Below are 19,631 nucleotides of genomic sequence, written 5' to 3'. Positions count from 1 at the left end.
TAATCTCGAATTTTTCTCATCCAGCCTTCACTTCATCGCATAAGCCAATGACCTGTAAGCATTTCACTAGAACTCAACGGCAAATGCAGACACCATAGCCCCCGACAGCCTCACACACTGGAGTCCGCCTGCGTGCCGCAACACACACCCGATCTTCCGCCCGAACTTCGTCCCTTGGCCGAGATGCCTTTGCTCAAACGTCTGGCCGCCCGGTTCTTTGGCCACGGCCTGACCCGCTTGCGCGCGCAACACCGTGCGTCCTGGCTGCACGGGCAAGCCGACGGTTTTCGCAGCGGTCACAGCGCTGGCGTGGAATACGGCTATAAGGAAGGCAAGCTCGAGGGTCTGGAAGAAGGCCGGCAAGTGCTGCTGATCCGCGACTCGCGCTCCACCGAGCATCGACCGCCCAACGTCGATGACAACCTGTTCGACGATTGGCGCCTGCCATTGAGCGCCGAGCTGAAGAAGCGCATGAAGGCCGACGTGGCGCGACTGCTGCCTGCGCATGCCCAGCCGAGCGCTGCCCAATGGAAAATGATCTTCAGTGACACACCGTCGACTTCGGTGATCGCCGGCGCGGGCGCGGGCAAGTCGACCACCCTGGTGTTGCGTATCCTGCTGCTCAGTCATTACCTGGGGTTTGAGCTGAGCTCGATGACCGTGGTGACCTTCACCCGCGAGTCGCGCAAGGATTTCATCAATAAGCTGATCGAACTGTTTACCGTGTGGGGCCGGGCGCTCAGCTTCAAAGAAGCGCGGGACCTGGTGCGTACTTTTCATTCGCGGATCCTGCCAATGGTGCGCAGCCTGCCGGGTTTCGAACGACTGCAAGCCTTCGAAAACCTCAGCTTTCGCGTGCAGGGCAGCGATGAGGAGGTCGACAGCAACCCCTTCGACCTGCGAGTCAACGATGCCCAGCGCCAACAACTCAACGCCTGCTATCACAGCCTGTATACCCGCGATGAGCGTTTCCGCGAATTGATCAAGCCGTTGTCTCGTCACGCCTTGCAGCTCAAGGAACTGGAGCGCGATCACCCGGACGTGCAAAAGCGCATGGCGGTGACTGAACTGGCGGCCAAGCGCGATGAAGAGCTGTGCGACACCATCGAGGACCTGTGGTTTCGCGCCGGCGCTTGGCCGATCAAGGGCATCGAGCCGAATCGTCAGGCCTTCGACATCAACGGTTCGACCTTCCATTGCCACGGTTACATTCCGGCGCTGGATGCCTGGGTGGTGCTGGGTTTCGATCCTCGGGAAAATCCCCAGGTCAGCCGCCCGAATGCCAAGCTGACCGTGCGTGCGGAATGGGCTGTAAAGCGCACCTTGTTTCAAGCTTTCTGTCGTAAACCATTGATATGGCTCGATAGTTACGAATCTTCAAAACGTGTTTTGGCGTCGCTTGCCGGTGACGCCAGCGCCGGGCCGGGCTTCGATTACAAGGTCAAGGGCGAGCTGGCTTCCGCGCCGTTGCTGGACTGTTTTGTCGCGGCAGCCGGGTTTATCGAAAACCTCGGCCTGGATGTGCCCAATGCCGTGGGCCAGATGAGTTTCGCCAAAGATGACCCGGACCGATTCTTCTTCGAGGCCTTGAGCCTGTTCTGGCGAGCGCTGGAAGATCATCTGCTGGATCAATCGCCACCCGTGATGACCTACAACCGGATGTTTGCCCTGTTCAGCGAGCATTCACCGGAGAATCTCAAGTTGCTCGGCGATGAACTGCTCAGGCCAATGTCGCACTTGATGATCGATGAGTTCCAGGACGTGTCGCCGCAGATCGTTTCCTGGATTCGCGCCAGCCTGGCCGAAATCCGTAGTCGTGGCCCGGCCATGCACGTAGGGCGCGGGGCGCAACGTTCGTCATTGCTGTGTGTGGGGGACGACTGGCAATCGATTTACGGCTGGCGTGGCAGCTCGCCGAGCTACTTCATGGAGTTCAACAAGGAGTTCCCGTCGCCGAGCACGACCAAGGTGATGCTCAGCGACAATTACCGCAGCCATCAGCACATCATCGACGCGGCGGAGCACATCGTCCGCGCCGCACCGGCCATCGCCGGCAAGAAGGCCAAGGCCAGCGGAGAACCCAAGGCGTTGCTGCCGGTGAACGTCCTCGATCGGGATGACCAGGGCATGGCCCAGCGCCTGATCGAGCACTACAGAAAAGGCGATTCAATCTTGATGCTTTATCGAAAAAGTAGCGATAAGTCATTGATAGAAGAGCATATTCAGTCTGTAGTTAATGTTGATTCTAGCTTGCCGTACGACGCGCGACGGCTCAAGCAACTGACCTATCACAGCGCCAAGGGCCTGCAAGCTGATGCGGTGTTCCTGCTGGGTGATTGCCAGCATCTGACCAGTTCGCCTTACAAGAACCAGGTCTATCGCATGGCCGGGCTCGGCAAGGCCGGCGACAGCGAGTCCTACGACAGCGCACAGAAAGACGAGATCCTGCGTCTGGCCTACGTGGGCATCACCCGGGCGGTGAGCCATTGCTACTGGTATGTCGATGGCCAGGATACCCAGGCGGCGAATATGCCCAAGGCCTCCGACCGGATCGGCAAGGGCAAGGCGTTTTTTGCCGATCACCGTCAGGGAAAAGTGCAGGCCTGAACCTCAAGAGAGTCTTGAGTCAAAAACCTGTGGCGAGGGAGCTTGCTCCCGCTGGGCTGCGTAGCGGCCCCAAAAATGCGACAAGCATTGCCGATTTTTGTGAGCGCTGCGCACTCAAGCGGGAGCAAGCTCCCTCGCCACAACAAGCTCGCTCGCCACAAAAGTTGCGAGGGGCGCGATCCCGGCCTATGGTCCAAGCGAGGCTTTGATTGCGACGAGGCGCTCGACACGCTTCAGGTCGCTGTCCATCCAGTGCGGATACCCGTAGCGAGGTGACGACATGCCGAACAACTCCCGTCCCGCCGTGCTCGAACTGATCGGCAATACGCCGCTGGTGCGTATCAGCCGCTTCGATACCGGCCCATGCACACTGTTCCTCAAGCTTGAATCGCAGAACCCCGGTGGTTCGATCAAGGATCGCATCGGCCTGGCGATGATCGACGCCGCCGAGCGCGACGGTCGCCTGCGCCCCGGCGGTACCATCGTCGAGGCCACGGCCGGCAACACTGGCCTGGGGCTGGCACTGGTCGGTCGCGCCAAGGGCTATCGGGTGGTACTGGTGGTGCCGGACAAGATGTCCACCGAGAAAGTCCTTCACCTCAAAGCGATGGGCGCCGAGGTGCATATCACCCGCTCCGACGTCGGCAAGGGCCATCCCGATTATTACCAGGACGTCGCTGCGCGGCTGGCCAAGGACATTCCCGACGCCTTCTTCGCCGATCAGTTCAACAACCCGGCCAACCCGCTGGCCCACGAGTGCAGCACCGCGCCGGAGATCTGGGCGCAGACTCAGCATGATGTGGATGCCATCGTGGTTGGTGTCGGTTCGGCCGGCACGCTGACCGGGCTGACTCGTTTCTTTCAGCGCGTACAACCGAATCTGGAAATGGTGCTGGCCGACCCGGTCGGCTCGGTGATGGCGGAATACAGCCGCAGCGGCACCCTTGGTACGCCCGGCTCCTGGGCGGTGGAGGGCATCGGCGAGGACTTCATTCCGTCGATTGCCGACCTTTCCAGCGTGCGCAAGGCCTATTCGATCAGCGACGAGGAAAGCTTCGATCATGCCCGCCAGCTGCTGCGCGCCGAAGGCATTCTCGGCGGCTCTTCGACGGGCACCTTGCTGGCGGCGGCATTGCGCTATTGCCGCGAGCAAACCGAGCCGAAGCGGGTGGTCAGTTTCGTTTGCGACACCGGCACCCGTTATCTGTCGAAGATCTACAACGACCAGTGGATGAACGATCAGGGCCTGCTTGCGCGCAAACGCTACGGCGATTTGCGTGACCTGATCGCGCGGCGTTTCGAGGATGGCCGGGTGGTCAGCGTCGGCCCGGACGATACCTTACTCACCGCCTTCCAGCGCATGCGCCTGGCGGATGTGTCGCAACTGCCGGTGCTGGTGGACGGGCAGCGGCTGGTCGGGGTCATCGACGAGTCCGATATTCTGTTTGGCGTGCATGAAGACGCCACGCACTTTCGCATGACCGTGACCAGCGCGATGACCGACAAACTCGAAACCCTGCCTCCCGGCGCCAGTCTTGCTGAACTGGAGGCGGTGCTCGACCGTGGGCTGGTGGCGATCATCGCCGACACCTCGGGCTTCCACGGCCTGATTACCCGCGTCGACATGCTCAATCACTTGCGGAGATCACTGGCATGAGTCAGCACGATGAAAGCACCGCGCCACGGGGCTTTGCCACCCGTGTGATCCATGCCGGACAGACGCCGGACCCGACCACCGGGGCGCTGATGCCGCCGATTTACGCCAACTCCACCTATGCGCAGCAGAGCCCCGGTGTGCACAAGGGCTTCGATTACGGGCGTTCGCACAACCCGACACGCTTTGCCCTGGAGCGTTGCGTGGCGGACCTTGAGGGCGGCACCCAGGCGTTCGCTTTCGCCTCCGGGCTGGCGGCGATCGCCACTGTGCTCGAATTGCTCGACGCGGGTGCGCACATCGTTTCTGGCAATGATTTGTACGGCGGGACTTTCCGTCTGTTCGAACGGGTGCGCCGGCGCAGCGCGGGGCATCGCTTCAGCTTCGTCGATCTGACGAACCTGGCGGCCTTCGAAGCGGCGCTGCAGCATGACACGCGGATGGTCTGGGTCGAGACGCCGAGCAATCCTTTGCTCAGCCTCACTGACCTCGCCGCCGTCGCACGCATCTGTCGCGAGCGCGGCATCATCTGCGTGGCGGACAACACCTTCGCCAGCCCGTGGATCCAGCGTCCTCTGGAATTGGGCTTTGATATCGTGCTGCACTCGACGACCAAGTACCTCAACGGTCATTCCGACGTGATCGGCGGCATCGCAGTGGTCGGGCAGAATGCAGAACTGGCCGAGCGCCTGGGCTTTCTGCAGAACGCAGTGGGGGCGATCGCCGGGCCGTTCGACGCGTTCCTCACCTTGCGCGGGGTGAAGACCCTGGCGCTGCGCATGGAACGTCATTGCAGCAACGCGCTGGAGTTGGCGCAATGGCTGGAACGTCAGCCGCAAGTGGCACGCGTGTATTATCCGGGCCTGCCATCGCACCCGCAGCACGAATTGGCGCGGCGGCAGATGCGCGGGTTCGGCGGTATGATTTCCGTCGAGCTGAACAGCGACCTGACGGGCGCCAGACGTTTTCTCGAGAGTGTGCGGATCTTTGCCTTGGCCGAGAGCCTGGGCGGGGTGGAAAGCCTGATCGAGCACCCGGCGATCATGACTCACGCCACCATTCCCGCAGAAACACGCGCACAGCTAGGTATCAGCGATGCGCTGGTGCGTTTGTCTGTGGGGGTGGAGGATGTCGAAGACCTACGCGCCGATCTGGCCCAGGCGCTGATGCAAGTTGCGGCGACGCATTCCTTGTAGCAGCTGCCTCGCAGGCTCGACAGCTGCTACAAGCCGATCGGGCTCGGCAACTGCTACAAAAAGCCCGCTAAATCGATAAGCGGGCTTTTTGTCGGGTGTTGGCTGTCAGGCATAACTCCTGAGCGTCTGCGGAGGAATGAACGCTTCCAGCTCATCCTCGACCGCTTCGATAATCCGCTCTACATCGGCAGCGTTCATGACCGTTGCACAAGGAATGCCGGCAATGGCGATCATGGTTTCGCCGCTGGCTCGGTCGAACAGGCGAGCAACCATGCTGCCCGGTGCATCCATGGTCGCCTCGAAACCCATGGGATGAAAATGCCAGCGCATCAGCTGGCAGGCATTTGGAAAAGTAACCTTGCTGAATGAACCTTGATTCATGTGTTGCCCACCTTCTTCATCGAGCGCTTCCTTTAGCTCATGTTAGGAGGGAAGAGCCTTCAATGGCTCAACCGGTGACTGTCTTTAAAAGTAGCACCCGGATGTGAAAATCATGTGGAATTTTTCAGACCGTTCAGCGATTGGTTCAGTTTTTTTGATGCAGGTCATGAGATACGGGCATCTCGGCCAAGGGCCAGCATTGCCGGGCCGGGCATCCCATTGGTCATTGAAGCCCGGACAGAACTTCGGCAAGCTCGGTTTTTTCTCGTCGAGTCCTCTATGCACGCCGATGATGATGGTCCGTCGCAAACCCAGGCCACGGGCGACACGGTCATGCGTTACCACCTGCGCTGGAAGCACCGGGATCTGGATGGTGTGATGGCGCTTTATCACCCGGACATTCAGTACAACGACTTTTTCCAGAACCGCGTGATGGGGCTGGATGCGTTGCGCGACTACGTGCGCGACAGTATGCCCCGGGATCCGGATGAGGCGCTGGAGCACTCGGACCGTATTCGACTGGATGGCAACACGGCGTTCATTCAATACCGCATCACCCTTCGCGGCGGTGAAGGGCTGGTGTCGTTTCGGACCAGCGAGGCGATCACCGTACGTGACGGGCTGATCTGGCGGGTCAATGAATACGCCACCCTTGTACATGAACAAACATCCGGCAAAGCCGCCCGCAACCTGCGCCCGGCGGTCAGTCGGCTCGGGTTGTCACCGCGACAGCTGAGCTTCATGGCCGAAGACTTGCAGCAGTATTTCCAGGGACAGCAGCCGTACCTGGATCCCGAACTCGACCTGCAACGGGTGGCGAAGGAGTGCGGATACAGCCGCAATCAGATTTCCTACCTGTTGAACCAGGTGCTCGGCCAAAGCTTCTACCGTTACGTCAATCAGGCGCGGTTGCGGCATTTGCTCGCGGCACTGGACAGCGCCACTCCACCACTGCGTATCGATGAGCTGGCCTTTGCCGCAGGCTTCAATTCGTTGTCGGCGTTTTACAGCTGTTTCCGCCAGCACACCGGTCTGTCGCCCAAGGCTTACGTCAAACAAATTTCTTTGCGTGCACGCGCGCAAGACGGCCCCTGAGCCCACGCACTAGGATCGACGCCATCGAAGTATTGAGTGGCGGAGTCTTGCATGGCAGCGTGGCGAACGATCAGTTTGTGGATGGATCAACTCGACGAGCCGATGCTGGCGCGCCCGGCGCTGGAACAGGACCTGGACGTCGACGTGGCCATCATTGGCGCCGGGTACACCGGGCTCTGGACGGCGTACTACCTCAAACGCCTGGCGCCGGGACTGAACATCGCCATCGTCGAAGCCCAAACTGCGGGGTTTGGTGCGTCGGGCCGTAACGGCGGCTGGTTGATGGGCAATCTGCTGGGTGAAGACCGCTTGCTCGCCGGACTACCGGCGGAACAACGTCGCGCCTCTTTCGATCTGTTGCACAGCATCCCTGATGAAGTAGAGATCGTCCTCGAACGAGAAGGCATTGACTGCGATTACCGCAAGGGCGGGGCGCTTTACTGTGCGGCGCGTTACCCGGAGCAGGAAGCCAGCCTGCGCGATTATCTGGACGCGCTCTACCGCCAAGGGCTGACCGAGGCCGACTATCGCTGGCTCAGCCCCGAGCAATTGGCGCAACAGATCCGAATTGCCAAACCTTATGGCGGTATCTATGCACCGCACGTGGCGACCATTCACCCGGCAAAGTTGGTGCGAGGTCTGGCACGGACGGTGGAGCTCATGGGGGTCAACATTTATGAAAACAGCCCGGTCACCCAGTGGCAGTCGGGCAGTTTGCGTACCGCCCGCGCGCAGGTTCGCAACCGCTGGATCGTGCCGGCGGTAGAAGGTTACGCGGTCACGTTGCCGCCGCTGGGTCGTTATCAATTGCCCGTGCAGAGTTTACTGGTGGCGACCGAACCGCTGTCCGCCGCGACCTGGGACGACATCGGCCTCAGCCATGGTCAGGCGTTCAGCGAAAGCAGCCGCCAGGTCACCTACGGCCAGCGCACGGCCGACAACCGTCTGGTGTTTGGCGCCCGTGGCGGCTATCAGTTTGCCGGCAAGTTGCGCCATGACTTCGAGCTGAGCGCCAGCGAAGTGCAGTTACGACGCTACCTGTTCGGTGAACTCTTCCCGCAGCTCAAGAACGTGCGAATCACCCACGCCTGGGGCGGAAACCTGGGGATGTCCCGGCGCTTCAAGCCGCACATGCTCTGCGATCAGGCCAGCGGCATCGCCTTGTCGGGCGGTTATGGCGGGGAAGGCGTGGGTGCCAGCAACCTCGGCGGGCGGACGCTGGCCGATCTGATTCTTCGGCGCGATACCGAGTTGGTGCGCCAGCCGTGGGTGATTACGGAGGGCGGTCTCGACGCGCTCAAGGCCTGGGAGCCGGAGCCCTGCCGCTGGCTGGGCTACAACGCAATCATCCGCAGCTTCGTTCACGAAGACCAGACCCTGGCCAATCCGTCCACCGCGCCCTGGCGTCGCAAACTGGCCTGCCGGGTCGCGGGGTTCATGGAAGGTTTCATGCGCTGAACGGCGATGCACTGATGTTGCCAGCCAACAGCCTCGGCATCTGGGACATCCAGGAAACCGTGCGCAAGACCTACGTTTTGATTTTTTGATCTCTGATTGCCTGCCAGTTCTCCAATAAAAAGAAAACAACCCATACAGGAATCGACCCATGATCCGAAAGACACTGACGCTTGCTCCACTTGCGCTCGTCGCGACCCTCAGTCAGGCCGCCGAGACCGTGAAAATCTACAACTGGTCGGACTACATCGCCCCGGACACCACAAAAAACTTCCAGAAAGAAACCGGTATCGCCTTCAGTTACGACGTCTTCGACAGCAACGAAACCCTGGATGGCAAATTGATGACCGGCACATCCGGGTATGACGTGGTATTCCCGTCCAACCACTTCATGGCCCGACAGATTGAGGGCGGGGCCCTGAAGAAACTCGACAAGAGCCAGCTGCCGAACTGGAAAAACCTCAATCCGGTGTTGCTCAAGACGTTACAAGCCAACGACCCGGGCAACGAGCATGGCTTCCCGTATTTATGGGGCAGCACCGGCATCGGCTACAACGTGGCCAAGGTCAAGGCGGTGCTGGGCGACAACGCGCCGGTGGATTCCTGGGACCTGATCTTCAAACCCGAGAACATGGCAAAACTGCAAAAGTGCGGCGTGGCGATCCTCGACAACGGGCCCGAACTGTTGCCGGCGGCGTTGAATTACCTGGGGCTGCCGCATCACAGCAAGAACCCCGAAGACTATAAAAAGGCCGAAGCGCTGCTGATGAAAGTCCGGCCCTATGTCAGCTATTTCCACTCGTCCAAATACACCAGCGACCTGGCCAACGGCGATATCTGCGTGGCCGTCGGCTTCTCTGGCGACATTCTCCAGGCGGAAAACCGCGTCAAGGAAGCCGGGAACGGCGTGGACATCGGCTATTCGATTCCCAAGGAAGGCGCGGCCATCTGGTTCGACATGGTCGCCATGCCCGCCGACGCCCCGGACGAGAAAGCCGGTTACGCGTTCATGAACTACCTGCTGCGTCCCGACGTCATGGCCGGCATCAGCAACTACGTGCACTACGCCAACGGCAACGAACAGGCCGACCGCCTGATCGATCCGGCGATCAAGAACGACACCAAGGTGTATCCGAGCCCGGAAATGATGGGCAAATTGTTTGCCCTTGAGGCGATGCCGTTGAACATCGACCGGGTGCGGACGCGGGTGTGGAACAAGATCAGGACCGGTAGCTGATCGGTCATCTTTTGTGGCCAATGGCTACGGTTGGGTTGACTGCAATGAGTTAGATTCCATGTCTCTTTCAGTAAGTGGGAGGCAATGGAATGCCTGTTTGTTCGAAAGCTGGTCATCTACGCATTGGGCGGTACTCGGAGCCTGGGCGCATCTACTTGTTAACAGCTGTGGTTCACGATCGGCAGCCAATTTTTACCGATTGGCGCTTAGGTAGGCTGGTTGCCCAACAATTACATCAGGCTCAGGAGGAGCATTGGGTAGAGTTTTTGACGTGGGTGGTGATGCCAGATCATATGCACTGTTTGGTAGAACTTCGGGATAAAACACTGGCCGAGCTGATGTGTCGAATCAAGTCCCGAAGTAGTCTGGCCGTTAATCAGGCGCTAGGGCGAAGCGGGCGTTTGTGGCAGAAGGGCTATCACGATCGAGCGGTTCGGAAAGAGGAGGACGTGAAAGGTCTTGCCCGATATGTCGTTGCCAATCCTGTTCGGGCGGGACTGGTGATACGTGTTCATGATTATCCGCTGTGGGATGCGTGTTGGCTGTGATGATTTACGACTGCTGCGCAGCCGAACGCAGGCTGCGCCAGCTGCTACAAAAGCCGTGGCGTGCGCGGACCCGTAGCAGCTGCCGAAGGCTGCGTTCGGCTGCGCAGCAGTCGTGTCCTTCATAGGGTTGGTACCTCTTTTGGAAACGAACAGGTGTCCGGGGGCAACTGGGGCACCCAGAAGCGACCAGGTCAACATCGCTTGCTTCCAGGATCGCCTTACGTAGCGATGGCAAAAGGCGCGTGCGGTATTACCCGACGCGCCAGTCTGTCATTTGCTGGCGTCCAGCACGACGCGGTAACGCGCCTTGCCACTGCGTAGGTGATCAATGGCGTCGTTGATCCGGCTCATGGGAAAGTGTTCGACCTGCGGCAAGATCTGATGCCGGGCGCAGAACTCAAGCATGGTTGCCGTGGTACTGGGCGAGCCAACCGGCGAGGCGGACACACTCTTTTGTTGGGGCAGCAGGTTGAATACGTGCACTGGAATAGCGCCAGGCACGACGCCGACAAAGTGCAGGCGACCCTTGCCGCGCAGCGTGCCGAGCATGGCCGGCCAGTCGAGGTCGGCGTTGGCGGTGACCAGGAGAAAATCCAGGGTGCCGGCAATGGATTTCAGCGCGTTGCTGTCGGTAGAGGCGAGCACGTTGTGCGCGCCCAGGCGCCTGGCTTCGTCCTGCTTGCTCAACGACGAGGTAAAGGCCGTGACCTCGCAGCCCCAGGCGTTGAGAAAGCGCAGTGCCAGATGACCGAGGCCGCCGATTCCCACGACACCGACCCGGTCAGTGGGCTTGACGTCGAATTCCACGAGCGGGTTGAACACCGTCGAGCCTGCGCAGAACAGCGGTCCGGCCATGGCCGGGTCAAGTCCGTCCGGTATCGCAAGCGCCCAGGCCCAGTGCGAACGCAGGCGATCGGCGAAGCCTCCATTGCTGCCAACGATGGTGGGTTGGACTGTGCTGCACAGATTGTGGGAGCCTCCGATGCACGAGGAGCAATGCATGCAACTGCCCTTGTACCAACCAATGCCCACCCGTTGCCCCACTTCGAGACCGCGTACCTGTGCGCCCACTCGCACGATACTGCCGACTACTTCGTGGCCAGGGATAAACGGGTAGTGGCTCAGGCCCCATTCGTTATCGATCATCGACTGGTCGGAGTGACAGACGCCGCAATACTCCACGGCGACTTCCACCTCCTCGGCGCCCAATGGACCGGGGTCGTAGCTATAGCGCTCCAGCGGCGCGCCTGCCGATGTTGCGGCCCAGCCGGTAAAAGTTGTGAGTTCGGTACTGTTGCTCATGGGATACCTCCAGATCAGGAGACAGGGACTTTGGCCGTTCGGATGCGGTGGCCTGGCAAGCCAGAGCGTAATCAGTCTAGCAGGCCGCAATCACGAGCATGGTCTGAGGGCGGTGCCGGGATTAACGGGTCGTCGGAGCCCTGTCGTTGTCCACTGCGGCAACTAACTGGACGTTTAATTTGATTGATGTCAATACACTGGCACTGATACTAATAAGTCCAAAAAAAGAGAGCCAATCAACAAAAAAACAACTTACCAATATTTAATATTTAAATATGAAATTGTCGGACAATCCGGCTGAAACCCTGTACTAAGAATAATCTTTCGACAGCACAAGCAATGTTTGCTGGAGTTCTATGAAACAGTTCAATTTGACGTCAAAAAAAATGTAGACGTTTGATTTCGAATTGTGTCAGTTTTCATATGCCTTCATTGGGCGAGTGATAGGACGATCTCGCCAGAGATTGTCGTATCGGACAAAAACTGTTCCATTGCTAAACAAGGAAGTGTGTTTATGTCGAAAGTAAAAGACAACGCTATTGATCTTGCCGAACAGGCCTTTGCACCATTGGCTGCCGCCAGTTCTGCCTACAACCAGATCGATAGTTTCAGCCATCAGTATGATCGGGGTGGCAATCTCACGGTCAATGGCAAACCCTCCTTCTCCGTCGACCAGGCCGCTACCCAGCTGCTGCGTGACGGCGCTGCCTACCAGGACAAGGACGGCAGTGGCAAAATCGAACTTACCTACACGTTCCTGACCTCGGCCTCGTCGAGCACCATGAACAAGCACGGCATTACCGGGTTCAGCCAGTTCAATACGCAACAGAAAGCCCAGGCCGTGCTCGCCATGCAATCCTGGGCCGACGTGGCCAACGTCACCTTCACCGAGAAGTCCTCCGGTGGTGACGGTCACATGACCTTCGGCAACTACAGCGGTGGTCAGGATGGCGCAGCGGCATTCGCTTATCTGCCTGGCACGGGCGCCGGTTATGACGGCACTTCGTGGTACCTGACCAACAGCAGCTATACGCCGAACAAGACGCCGGACCTGAACAACTACGGCCGTCAGACCCTGACCCACGAAATCGGTCATACTCTGGGGCTGGCCCACCCTGGCGATTACAACGCCGGTGAAGGTGCACCGACCTACAATGACGCGACTTACGGGCAAGACACCCGCGGTTACAGCGTCATGAGTTACTGGAGTGAAAGCAATACCGATCAAAACTTCAGCAAGGGCGGTGTGGAAGCGTATTCTTCCGGCCCGCTGATGGACGATATCGCGGCCATCCAGAAGCTCTACGGTGCCAACACCACCACCCGTACCGGTGACACCACCTACGGCTTCAACTCCAACGCCGGTCGCGACTTCTTGAGCGCATCTTCCTCGTCGGACAAAGTCGTGTTTTCGGTGTGGGATGCGGGCGGCAAGGACACCCTGGATTTCTCCGGCTTTACCCAGAACCAGAAGATCAACCTCAATGAAGCCTCGTTCTCCGACGTTGGCGGCCTGGTGGGCAACGTGTCCATCGCCAAAGGCGTCACGATCGAGAACGCGATTGGCGGCTCGGGTAGCGACCTGTTGATCGGTAACAGTGTGTCCAACGAACTGAAGGGCGGTGCCGGCAACGACATCCTCTTCGGCGCGGGCGGTGCAGACAAACTGTGGGGCGGCTCGGGTTCGGACACCTTCGTGTTCGCGGCCAGCAGCGACTCCAAGCCAGGCGCGGTCGACCAGATCCTCGATTTTGTCAGCGGCCTGGACAAGATCGACCTGACCGGCATCACCAAAGGCGCGGGCCTGCATTTCGTGAACTCGTTCACCGGTGCGGCAGGCGATGCAGTGTTGACCACTTCGGGCGGCAACAGCCTGTTGTCGGTGGACTTCTCCGGGCACGGCGTGGCTGATTTCCTGGTCAGCACCGTTGGCCAGGCGGCGTTCTCGGACATCGTGGCCTGATTCAAGGCATAAAGGAGGGCGGCGCTTTACGCGTCGTTCTCTGCCCCGATCCAGAGTAAAACGCCCTATGACCCAGAACGCTTTTACCTGCAAAACAACCGCGTGGCTGTTAGCGACGCTGATGATGTTTCTTGGAGAAGTAGCCATGGCAAGCAGTCTGAAATTAGCCGATCCGTCGGAGCTCGCCGGCAAATGGCAAGCCATTTTGAATACCGCGCAAGACTCGCCCGAGTCCCAGGCGCTGCAGGACAAACCGTCGAATGTCTGCACGATAGAGCTTAAATCGGACCAGACCCTGGGTGAGGGGGCCGATTGCTTCAGTGCCTGGCTGAACAAATCGGCGATGGGCTGGTTCCCGGAGCCGGACGGCATTGCCGTGACCGGGGAAGAAGGCTCAAGAATTGTGTTTTTCAGCCGACAGCATGAGGGGCTTTATAAAAGCACCTTGAAGTCGGGGCTGATTATTACGCTCACGCGCGCAGCGCAATAAGCGAAAGGCGTCGGACCGACGACAGGTACTGAATATAAAGACCGTTGTTGCAGTTATAAGCAGCAGATCAATAACCAAGACTCTTTAAAGTCCACAAAGAGTTGTTATTAATCTGTCAGCAATAACCGGCAAAAGAATGTCTCGACCCGTGTGCGGACAGTTAATTGGAACCTTGCCAAGTGAGGCGAGGTTTAATACCTCAGGAAAAACCAATGAAGATGGCGAAGAGCCCGGCCACCGCACCGTTATTCAAGGCACTGGGCGACTATAAGAGCATCTTGATCAGCGTCGGCTGCTTTACCGCATTGATCAACGTTCTGATGTTGGTCCCGTCGATTTATATGCTCCAGGTTTATGACCGGGTGCTGTCGTCGCAAAACGAAACCACACTGGCGATGTTGTCGCTGATGGTGGTCGGGTTCTTCGCCTTCATCGGGTTGCTGGAGACTGTGCGCAGTTTCATCGTCATCCGTATCGGCAGCCAACTGGAGCGCCGTTTCAACCTGCGGGTGTATCAGGCTGCTTTCGAGCGCAACCTGTTCAAGGGTGAGGGCAACGCCGGGCAATCCCTGGGCGACTTGACCCATATTCGCCAGTTTGTCACCGGTCCGGCGCTGTTTGCCTTCTTCGATGCGCCATGGTTTCCGGTCTATCTGTTTGTGATTTTCCTGTTTAACGTCTGGCTCGGCGTATTGGCCACCGCAGGGGCGGTGCTGCTGATCGGGCTGGCCTGCCTCAACGAGGCCATGACCAAAAAGCCTTTGGGCGAAGCGGCAGGGTTTTCCCAGAAATCCAGCCAACTGGCCACCAGTCATCTGCATAACGCCGAAACCATTCAAGCCATGGGCATGCTTGGTGCATTGCGCAAGCGCTGGTTCGGGGTGCACTCGCGTTTTCTCGGCCTGCAGAATCAGGCCAGCGATACCGGCGCGGTCATCAGTTCCTTGAGCAAAACCCTGCGCCTGTGCCTGCAATCCCTGGTCTTGGGGTTGGGCGCCTTGCTGGTGATCAAGGGCGACATGACCGCCGGGATGATGATCGCCGGCTCCATTTTGATGGGCCGGGTGCTGAGCCCTATCGATCAGTTGATTGCCGTGTGGAAACAGTGGAGCGGCGCCAAACTCGCGTACCGCCGCCTCGACGCCTTGCTGCAAGCCTTTCCTGCGAGTGACGAGGCCATGGCGCTGCCGGCGCCGAAAGGCCAGATCACGTTCGAGCAAGTCAGCGCCGGCCCGCCGGGGCAGCGGGCAGCGACCTTGCACATGGTCAATTTCAACCTCAGCGCCGGCGAAGTGCTGGGCGTGCTCGGGGCTTCCGGCTCCGGTAAGTCGACCCTGGCACGGGTGCTGGTCGGCGTCTGGCCGACGCTGGGCGGCACGGTGCGCCTCGATGGCGCGGACATTCATCGCTGGAACCGCGACGACCTCGGCCCTTACATCGGCTATCTGCCTCAGGACATCGAATTGTTCAGCGGCAGCATCGCCGAAAACATCGCCCGATTCCGTGAGGCAGACCCGCAAAAAGTCGTCGAAGCCGCGCAACAGGCTGGCGTCCATGAATTGATTCTGCGCATGCCCCAGGGCTACGACACCGTGCTCGGCGAAGACGGCAGCGGTTTATCCGGTGGCCAGAAGCAACGGGTGGCCCTGGCTCGTGCGTTGTACGGTCATCCGAGCCTGGTGGTACTGGATGAACCGAACTCCAACCTCGATACCGTCGGCGAAGCGGCACTGGCCGGCGCCATCGCACACATGAAGGCCCGGGGCACCAGCGTGATTCTGGTCACCCATCGTTCTTCGGCCCTGGCCCAGGCCGACAAGTTGCTGGTGCTCAACGAAGGTCGCTTGCAAGCCTTCGGCCCAAGCCAGGACGTGCTCAAGGCGCTTGCCGGCAACCCGTCGGCTACCCAGGAACAATCACGTGAAAAAGCCGCGCAGGCACCGGGCGGGCTCAGCATGAGCCGGCAGTATCAGCCCACGACCAGGAATTCGGGTGTATGAGCAGCACACGCATGAACCACGACAGCGAAGCGACGATGGAACACGATTACATTGCCGAACGCCCTGAGCGCGATGCCCGTTTCTTCGCCCGCATGGGTTGGATTCTGGCGATTGTCGGCGCCGGCAGTTTTTTCACTTGGGCGAGCCTCGCGCCACTCGATCAAGGCATCCCGGTGCAGGGCACCGTGGTGGTCTCGGGCAAGCGCAAGGCCGTGCAATCGATGAGCAATGGCGTGATCAGCCAGATTCTGGTGCGTGAAGGCCAAGTGGTGAAACAAGGCCAGCCGCTGTTCCGCCTCGACCAGACCCAGGTCGCGGCCGACGTGCAATCGCTGCAAGCGCAATACCGCATGGCGTGGGCCAGCCTGGCGCGCTGGCAGAGTGAACGGGACAACCTCAAGCAGGTGAATTTCCCCGCTGAACTGAGCAACGATCCCGATCCGCGCCTGGCGCTGGTGCTTGAAGGCCAACGGCAATTGTTCAGCAGCCGCCGCGAAGCGTTTTCCCGTGAGCAAGGCGCTTTGCGCGCGAACATCGAAGGCGCCAGCGCGCAACTGGCCGGCATGCGCCGCGCGCGCACGGACCTGACAGCCCAGGCCAGTTCCCTGCAACAACAGTTGAGCAATCTGCAGCCCTTGGCAGACAACGGCTACATCCCGCGCAACCGCTTGATGGAGTACCAGCGTCAGCTGTCGCAAGTGCAGCAACAACTGGCAGAGAACACCGGCGAAAGCGGCCGGGTGGAGCAGGGCATCCTCGAGTCCCGACTGAAGCTGCAACAGCACAGTGAGGAATACCAGAAGGAAGTCCGCAGCCAACTGGCCGACGCGCAGCTCAAAAGCGTGACCCTGGAAGAGCAGCTGACTTCCGCCGGCTTCGACCTGCAACACAGCGAAATCGTCGCCACCGCCGATGGCATTGCGGTCAACCTTGGGGTTCATACCGAAGGCGCGGTAGTACGCCAGGGCGAAAACCTGCTGGAGATTGTCCCGCAAGGCACCAGCCTGGAAGTGGAGGGGCACTTGCCGATCAACTTGATCGACAAGGTCGGCACGCACTTGCCGGTGGACATTCTGTTCACCGCGTTCAACCAGAGTCGCACCCCGCGAGTGCCGGGCGAAGTCAGCCTGATCTCCGCCGACCAGATGGTCGATGAGAAAACCGGTGCGCCGTATTACGTGCTGCGCAGCAGCGTCAGCGATCAGGCGATGGAAAAACTCAACGGCCTGGTGATCAAGCCTGGCATGCCGGCAGAAATGTTCGTGCGCACCGGTGAACGTTCACTCCTCAACTATCTGTTCAAACCGCTGCTCGACCGGGCAGGCTCCGCGTTGACCGAGGAATAAGGATGTTCGGTTGTATGAATAAGCTTTCCCTGCTCGCAGCGACCCTGGCGTTGCTGACGTGCAACAGCGCAATGGCCATGGGGCCGTTCGACATCTACGAGCAAGCGTTACGCAATGATCCGGTGTTCCTCGGTGCCATCAAGGAGCGCGATGCCGGCCTCGAAAACCGCGACATCGGCCGCGCCGGGCTGTTGCCGAGGCTGGGTTACAACTACAACAAGGGGCGTAACTCCTCCAAGGCCACCAATCTGAATGCCCGCGGTAACAGCCAGAGTGAAGATCGCAACTACAGCAGTTACGGCTCGACCCTGACCCTGCAACAGCCGTTGCTCGATTACGAGGCTTACGCTGCGTATCGCAAAGGCGTGGCGCAATCGCTGTTCGCCGATGAAAACTTCCGTGGCAAGAGCCAGGAACTGCTGGTTCGCGTGCTGGAGAATTACACCAAGGCGCTGTTCGCCCAGGACCAGATCGACATCGCGCGCGCGAAGAAAAAAGCCTTCGAGGAGCAGTTCCAGCAGAACGAGCAGATGTTCCGCCAAGGGGAAGGCACGCGCACCGACATCCTCGAAGCCGAGTCACGTTACGAGCTGGCGACCGCCGAGGAAATCGAGGCGCGGGACGAACAGGATGCGGCTCTGCGGGAACTGGGCGCCCTGGTGGGTGTAGCCGCCATCGACATTGGCGACCTGACGCCACTGGATCAGAACTTCCAGACCTTCACCCTGCAACCGGCCAACTACGACACCTGGCACGAGATGGCGGTGGCCAATAACCCGAACCTGGCTTCCCAGCGCCAGGCGGTGGAAGTGGCGCGCTATGAAGTCGAACGCAACCGCGCCGGGCACCTGCCGAAAGTCAGCGCCTACGCCTCGATGCGCCAGAACGAATCGGAAAGCGGCAACACCTACAACCAGCGCTACGACACCAACACCATCGGTATTGAAGTCAATATGCCGCTGTACGCCGGTGGTGGCGTCTCGGCCTCGACCCGGCAGGCCAGCCGCAACATGGAACAGGCTGAGTACGAGCTGGACGGCAAGACCCGGGAAACCTTGATCCAGCTGCGCCGCCAGTTCAGCGCCTGCCTGTCGGGGGTCAACAAGCTGCGCGCTTATCAGAAGGCCCTGACCTCGGCCGAAGCGCTGGTGGTCTCGACCAAACAAAGCATTCTGGGTGGTGAACGGGTCAACCTCGACGCATTGAATGCCGAACAACAACTATTCACCACCCGCCGGGATCTGGCACAGGCACGCTACGACTATCTGATGGCCTGGACCAAATTGCATTACTACGCCGGCACCTTGAACGAACAGGACTTGGCCAAGGTGGATGAGGCGTTCGGCCAGGGCGCGAGGGCACAGTAGCCGTTAGAAAACAGTGTGGCGAGGGAGCTTGCTCCCGCTGGGCTGCGAAGCAGACCCAATGGCGGTTGCTGCGCAACCGAACGGGAGCAAGCTCCCTCGCCACAGAATCACAGCAACACGTCGCCCCTGGGACCGGGGCCTAGAACTCTAAAAACGCCAAGAAAGCGAGATTTCATGCACATGGACGTACAGATCAAGCCGATGTCGGTCGGCACGCTGCTGCTCTTGATTTCATCAGCGCCGGGTTCGGCCCTGGCGCAGTACCTGGAAACCGGCACCCTCGGTGACCCGGCCAGTTGGCGTTCGGCGGAGTTCCAGCGCGATTGGGGCCTGGGGCGGATGCAGGCCGATCAAGCCTATGCCGCCGACATCACCGGCAAAGGCGTGAAAATCGGCGCGCTGGATTCCGGTTTCGATTCCAGCCATCCCGAATTCGCCGCCGACCGTTATCACGCCGTGACGGCCAGCGGCAGCTATGTCGATGGCTCGGCGTTCAACGTCGACGGCACGCTCAACGCCAACAACGACTCCCACGGCACCCACGTCATCGGCACCATGGGCGCTTCCCGGGATGGCAGCGGCATGCACGGCGTGGCGTACAACGCACAAATCTACGTCGGCAACACCAACAAGAACGACAGTTTCCTGTTCGGTCCCAACCCCGACCCGCGCTACTTCACAGCTGGACCTGAGCGGCAGCCTCGGTTGGCAGCACAACCTGAGCAACACCGATTCCGAAGAACACCTGGCGTTTGCCAGCGGTGGCGCACCGTTCGCGGTGCAGAGCTCGCCGCTGGTTCGTGATGCGGCGCTGGTGGGCGCCCATGCCAGCCTGGTCTTGAGTCGGGATATTCGGTTGAACCTCGATTACACCGGCCAACTGGCCAGCCGCGAGAAGAGCCATGGAGTAGGGCTGAGTCTCAATTGGCAGTTTTAGTAGCAGGACAAGACACGCCTTTGAAGGCCCAAGGATCTTTGCAACACAACTAA

Annotated in this window: 14 protein-coding genes and 3 pseudogenes; 15 read left to right on the top strand and 2 right to left on the bottom strand. The window is 59.8% G+C overall.

The features are described 5' to 3' along the window. Positions 1 to 132 precede the first annotated feature (132 nt). The 3 genes from AC07VO_RS02050 to AC07VO_RS02040 all read left to right on the top strand — a co-directional run bounded on the left by AC07VO_RS02050 (position 133) and on the right by AC07VO_RS02040 (position 5,457). On the top strand, positions 133 to 2,607 hold the full coding sequence (locus tag AC07VO_RS02050) for a UvrD-helicase domain-containing protein (RefSeq protein ID WP_192350570.1): 2,475 nt from the start codon (positions 133 to 135) through the stop codon (positions 2,605 to 2,607). A 280-nt stretch (positions 2,608 to 2,887) separates the two neighbouring features. Further along, on the top strand, positions 2,888 to 4,264 hold the full coding sequence (locus AC07VO_RS02045; protein ID WP_064618027.1) for a pyridoxal-phosphate dependent enzyme: 1,377 nt from the start codon (positions 2,888 to 2,890) through the stop codon (positions 4,262 to 4,264). Continuing rightward, the gene (locus AC07VO_RS02040) at positions 4,261 to 5,457 is read left to right on the top strand and encodes a cystathionine gamma-synthase (protein WP_018926010.1); all 1,197 of its coding nucleotides are present in this window, start codon (positions 4,261 to 4,263) and stop codon (positions 5,455 to 5,457) included. The genes AC07VO_RS02045 and AC07VO_RS02040 overlap by 4 nt, the downstream gene beginning before the upstream one ends. A 105-nt stretch (positions 5,458 to 5,562) precedes the next feature. On the opposite strand, the gene AC07VO_RS02035 is transcribed toward AC07VO_RS02040, so the two are convergent. Then, the gene (locus AC07VO_RS02035) at positions 5,563 to 5,838 is read right to left on the bottom strand and encodes a DUF1652 domain-containing protein (protein WP_018926009.1); all 276 of its coding nucleotides are present in this window, start codon (positions 5,836 to 5,838) and stop codon (positions 5,563 to 5,565) included. A gap of 279 nt (positions 5,839 to 6,117) precedes the next feature. Between AC07VO_RS02035 and AC07VO_RS02030 the strand changes: the two genes are divergently transcribed. The 5 genes and pseudogenes from AC07VO_RS02030 (at position 6,118) to AC07VO_RS02010 (ending at position 10,173) form a co-directional block, all read left to right on the top strand. Continuing rightward, positions 6,118 to 6,933 (top strand): helix-turn-helix transcriptional regulator, encoded by an 816-nt coding sequence (locus tag AC07VO_RS02030; protein WP_310392390.1) that lies wholly within the window; start codon positions 6,118 to 6,120, stop codon positions 6,931 to 6,933. Between the two features lie 51 nt (positions 6,934 to 6,984). Next, positions 6,985 to 8,391 (top strand): NAD(P)/FAD-dependent oxidoreductase, encoded by a 1,407-nt coding sequence (locus tag AC07VO_RS02025; protein ID WP_192350566.1) that lies wholly within the window; start codon positions 6,985 to 6,987, stop codon positions 8,389 to 8,391. Between the two features lie 2 nt (positions 8,392 to 8,393). After that, positions 8,394 to 8,480: pseudogene (locus AC07VO_RS02020) on the top strand (cupin domain-containing protein); the annotation flags it as partial. A 59-nt stretch (positions 8,481 to 8,539) separates the two neighbouring features. Beyond that, complete coding sequence (locus AC07VO_RS02015; protein WP_310392386.1) at positions 8,540 to 9,625, top strand: polyamine ABC transporter substrate-binding protein; 1,086 nt, start codon at positions 8,540 to 8,542, stop codon at positions 9,623 to 9,625. Between the two features lie 89 nt (positions 9,626 to 9,714). Then, positions 9,715 to 10,173, top strand: coding sequence for an REP-associated tyrosine transposase (locus tag AC07VO_RS02010; RefSeq protein WP_192350564.1), 459 nt, complete (start codon positions 9,715 to 9,717; stop codon positions 10,171 to 10,173). Between the two features lie 270 nt (positions 10,174 to 10,443). Here the strand turns inward: AC07VO_RS02010 and ahr are convergent, their stop codons facing one another. After that, positions 10,444 to 11,475 carry an NADPH-dependent aldehyde reductase Ahr gene (gene ahr, locus AC07VO_RS02005; protein WP_192350563.1) on the bottom strand — a complete coding sequence of 344 codons (1,032 nt, stop codon included), beginning with the start codon at positions 11,473 to 11,475 and terminating at the stop codon, positions 10,444 to 10,446. A gap of 514 nt (positions 11,476 to 11,989) precedes the next feature. Here ahr and AC07VO_RS02000 point away from each other — a divergent pair. From AC07VO_RS02000 to AC07VO_RS01970, 7 genes and pseudogenes are all read left to right on the top strand, one after another. Further along, a complete protein-coding gene (locus AC07VO_RS02000; protein ID WP_018926004.1) occupies positions 11,990 to 13,438 on the top strand; it encodes a serralysin family metalloprotease in 1,449 nt (482 codons plus the stop codon). Between the two features lie 67 nt (positions 13,439 to 13,505). Next, positions 13,506 to 13,928, top strand: coding sequence for an AprI/Inh family metalloprotease inhibitor (locus tag AC07VO_RS01995; protein ID WP_018926003.1), 423 nt, complete (start codon positions 13,506 to 13,508; stop codon positions 13,926 to 13,928). 212 nt (positions 13,929 to 14,140) lie between these two features. After that, positions 14,141 to 15,928: a type I secretion system permease/ATPase gene (locus AC07VO_RS01990; protein WP_192350561.1), complete on the top strand. Its 1,788-nt coding sequence runs from the start codon at positions 14,141 to 14,143 to the stop codon at positions 15,926 to 15,928. Beyond that, a complete protein-coding gene (locus AC07VO_RS01985; RefSeq protein ID WP_064618013.1) occupies positions 15,925 to 17,274 on the top strand; it encodes an HlyD family type I secretion periplasmic adaptor subunit in 1,350 nt (449 codons plus the stop codon). Before AC07VO_RS01990 ends, AC07VO_RS01985 begins: the two co-directional genes overlap by 4 nt. A 2-nt stretch (positions 17,275 to 17,276) precedes the next feature. Next, complete coding sequence (locus AC07VO_RS01980) at positions 17,277 to 18,641, top strand: TolC family outer membrane protein (RefSeq protein WP_138867582.1); 1,365 nt, start codon at positions 17,277 to 17,279, stop codon at positions 18,639 to 18,641. Positions 18,642 to 18,821: 180 nt separating this feature from the next. Then, positions 18,822 to 19,325: pseudogene (locus AC07VO_RS01975) on the top strand (S8 family serine peptidase); the annotation flags it as partial. Beyond that, a pseudogene (locus tag AC07VO_RS01970) lies at positions 19,318 to 19,578 on the top strand (autotransporter domain-containing protein); the annotation flags it as partial. The pseudogenes AC07VO_RS01975 and AC07VO_RS01970, both read left to right, overlap by 8 nt. Positions 19,579 to 19,631: the final 53 nt, after the last annotated feature.

This window comes from Pseudomonas sp. GW821-FHT03E01 (assembly GCF_059420765.1).
This window is presented reverse-complemented; position numbering and strand designations above follow the sequence as displayed.

Bases quoted from the DNA above. Each gene is read 5' to 3' on its own strand.
- AC07VO_RS02045 (WP_064618027.1), top strand. From the start codon at position 2,888: ATGCCGAACAACTCCCGTCCCGCCGTGCTCGAACTGATCGGCAATACG.
- AC07VO_RS02040 (WP_018926010.1), top strand. From the start codon at position 4,261: ATGAGTCAGCACGATGAAAGCACCGCGCCACGGGGCTTTGCCACCCGT.
- AC07VO_RS02035 (WP_018926009.1), bottom strand. From the start codon at position 5,838: ATGAATCAAGGTTCATTCAGCAAGGTTACTTTTCCAAATGCCTGCCAG.
- AC07VO_RS02030 (WP_310392390.1), top strand. From the start codon at position 6,118: ATGCACGCCGATGATGATGGTCCGTCGCAAACCCAGGCCACGGGCGAC.
- AC07VO_RS02025 (WP_192350566.1), top strand. From the start codon at position 6,985: ATGGCAGCGTGGCGAACGATCAGTTTGTGGATGGATCAACTCGACGAG.
- AC07VO_RS02015 (WP_310392386.1), top strand. From the start codon at position 8,540: ATGATCCGAAAGACACTGACGCTTGCTCCACTTGCGCTCGTCGCGACC.
- AC07VO_RS02010 (WP_192350564.1), top strand. From the start codon at position 9,715: ATGCCTGTTTGTTCGAAAGCTGGTCATCTACGCATTGGGCGGTACTCG.
- ahr (WP_192350563.1), bottom strand. From the start codon at position 11,475: ATGAGCAACAGTACCGAACTCACAACTTTTACCGGCTGGGCCGCAACA.
- AC07VO_RS02000 (WP_018926004.1), top strand. From the start codon at position 11,990: ATGTCGAAAGTAAAAGACAACGCTATTGATCTTGCCGAACAGGCCTTT.
- AC07VO_RS01995 (WP_018926003.1), top strand. From the start codon at position 13,506: ATGACCCAGAACGCTTTTACCTGCAAAACAACCGCGTGGCTGTTAGCG.
- AC07VO_RS01990 (WP_192350561.1), top strand. From the start codon at position 14,141: ATGAAGATGGCGAAGAGCCCGGCCACCGCACCGTTATTCAAGGCACTG.
- AC07VO_RS01985 (WP_064618013.1), top strand. From the start codon at position 15,925: ATGAGCAGCACACGCATGAACCACGACAGCGAAGCGACGATGGAACAC.
- AC07VO_RS01980 (WP_138867582.1), top strand. From the start codon at position 17,277: ATGTTCGGTTGTATGAATAAGCTTTCCCTGCTCGCAGCGACCCTGGCG.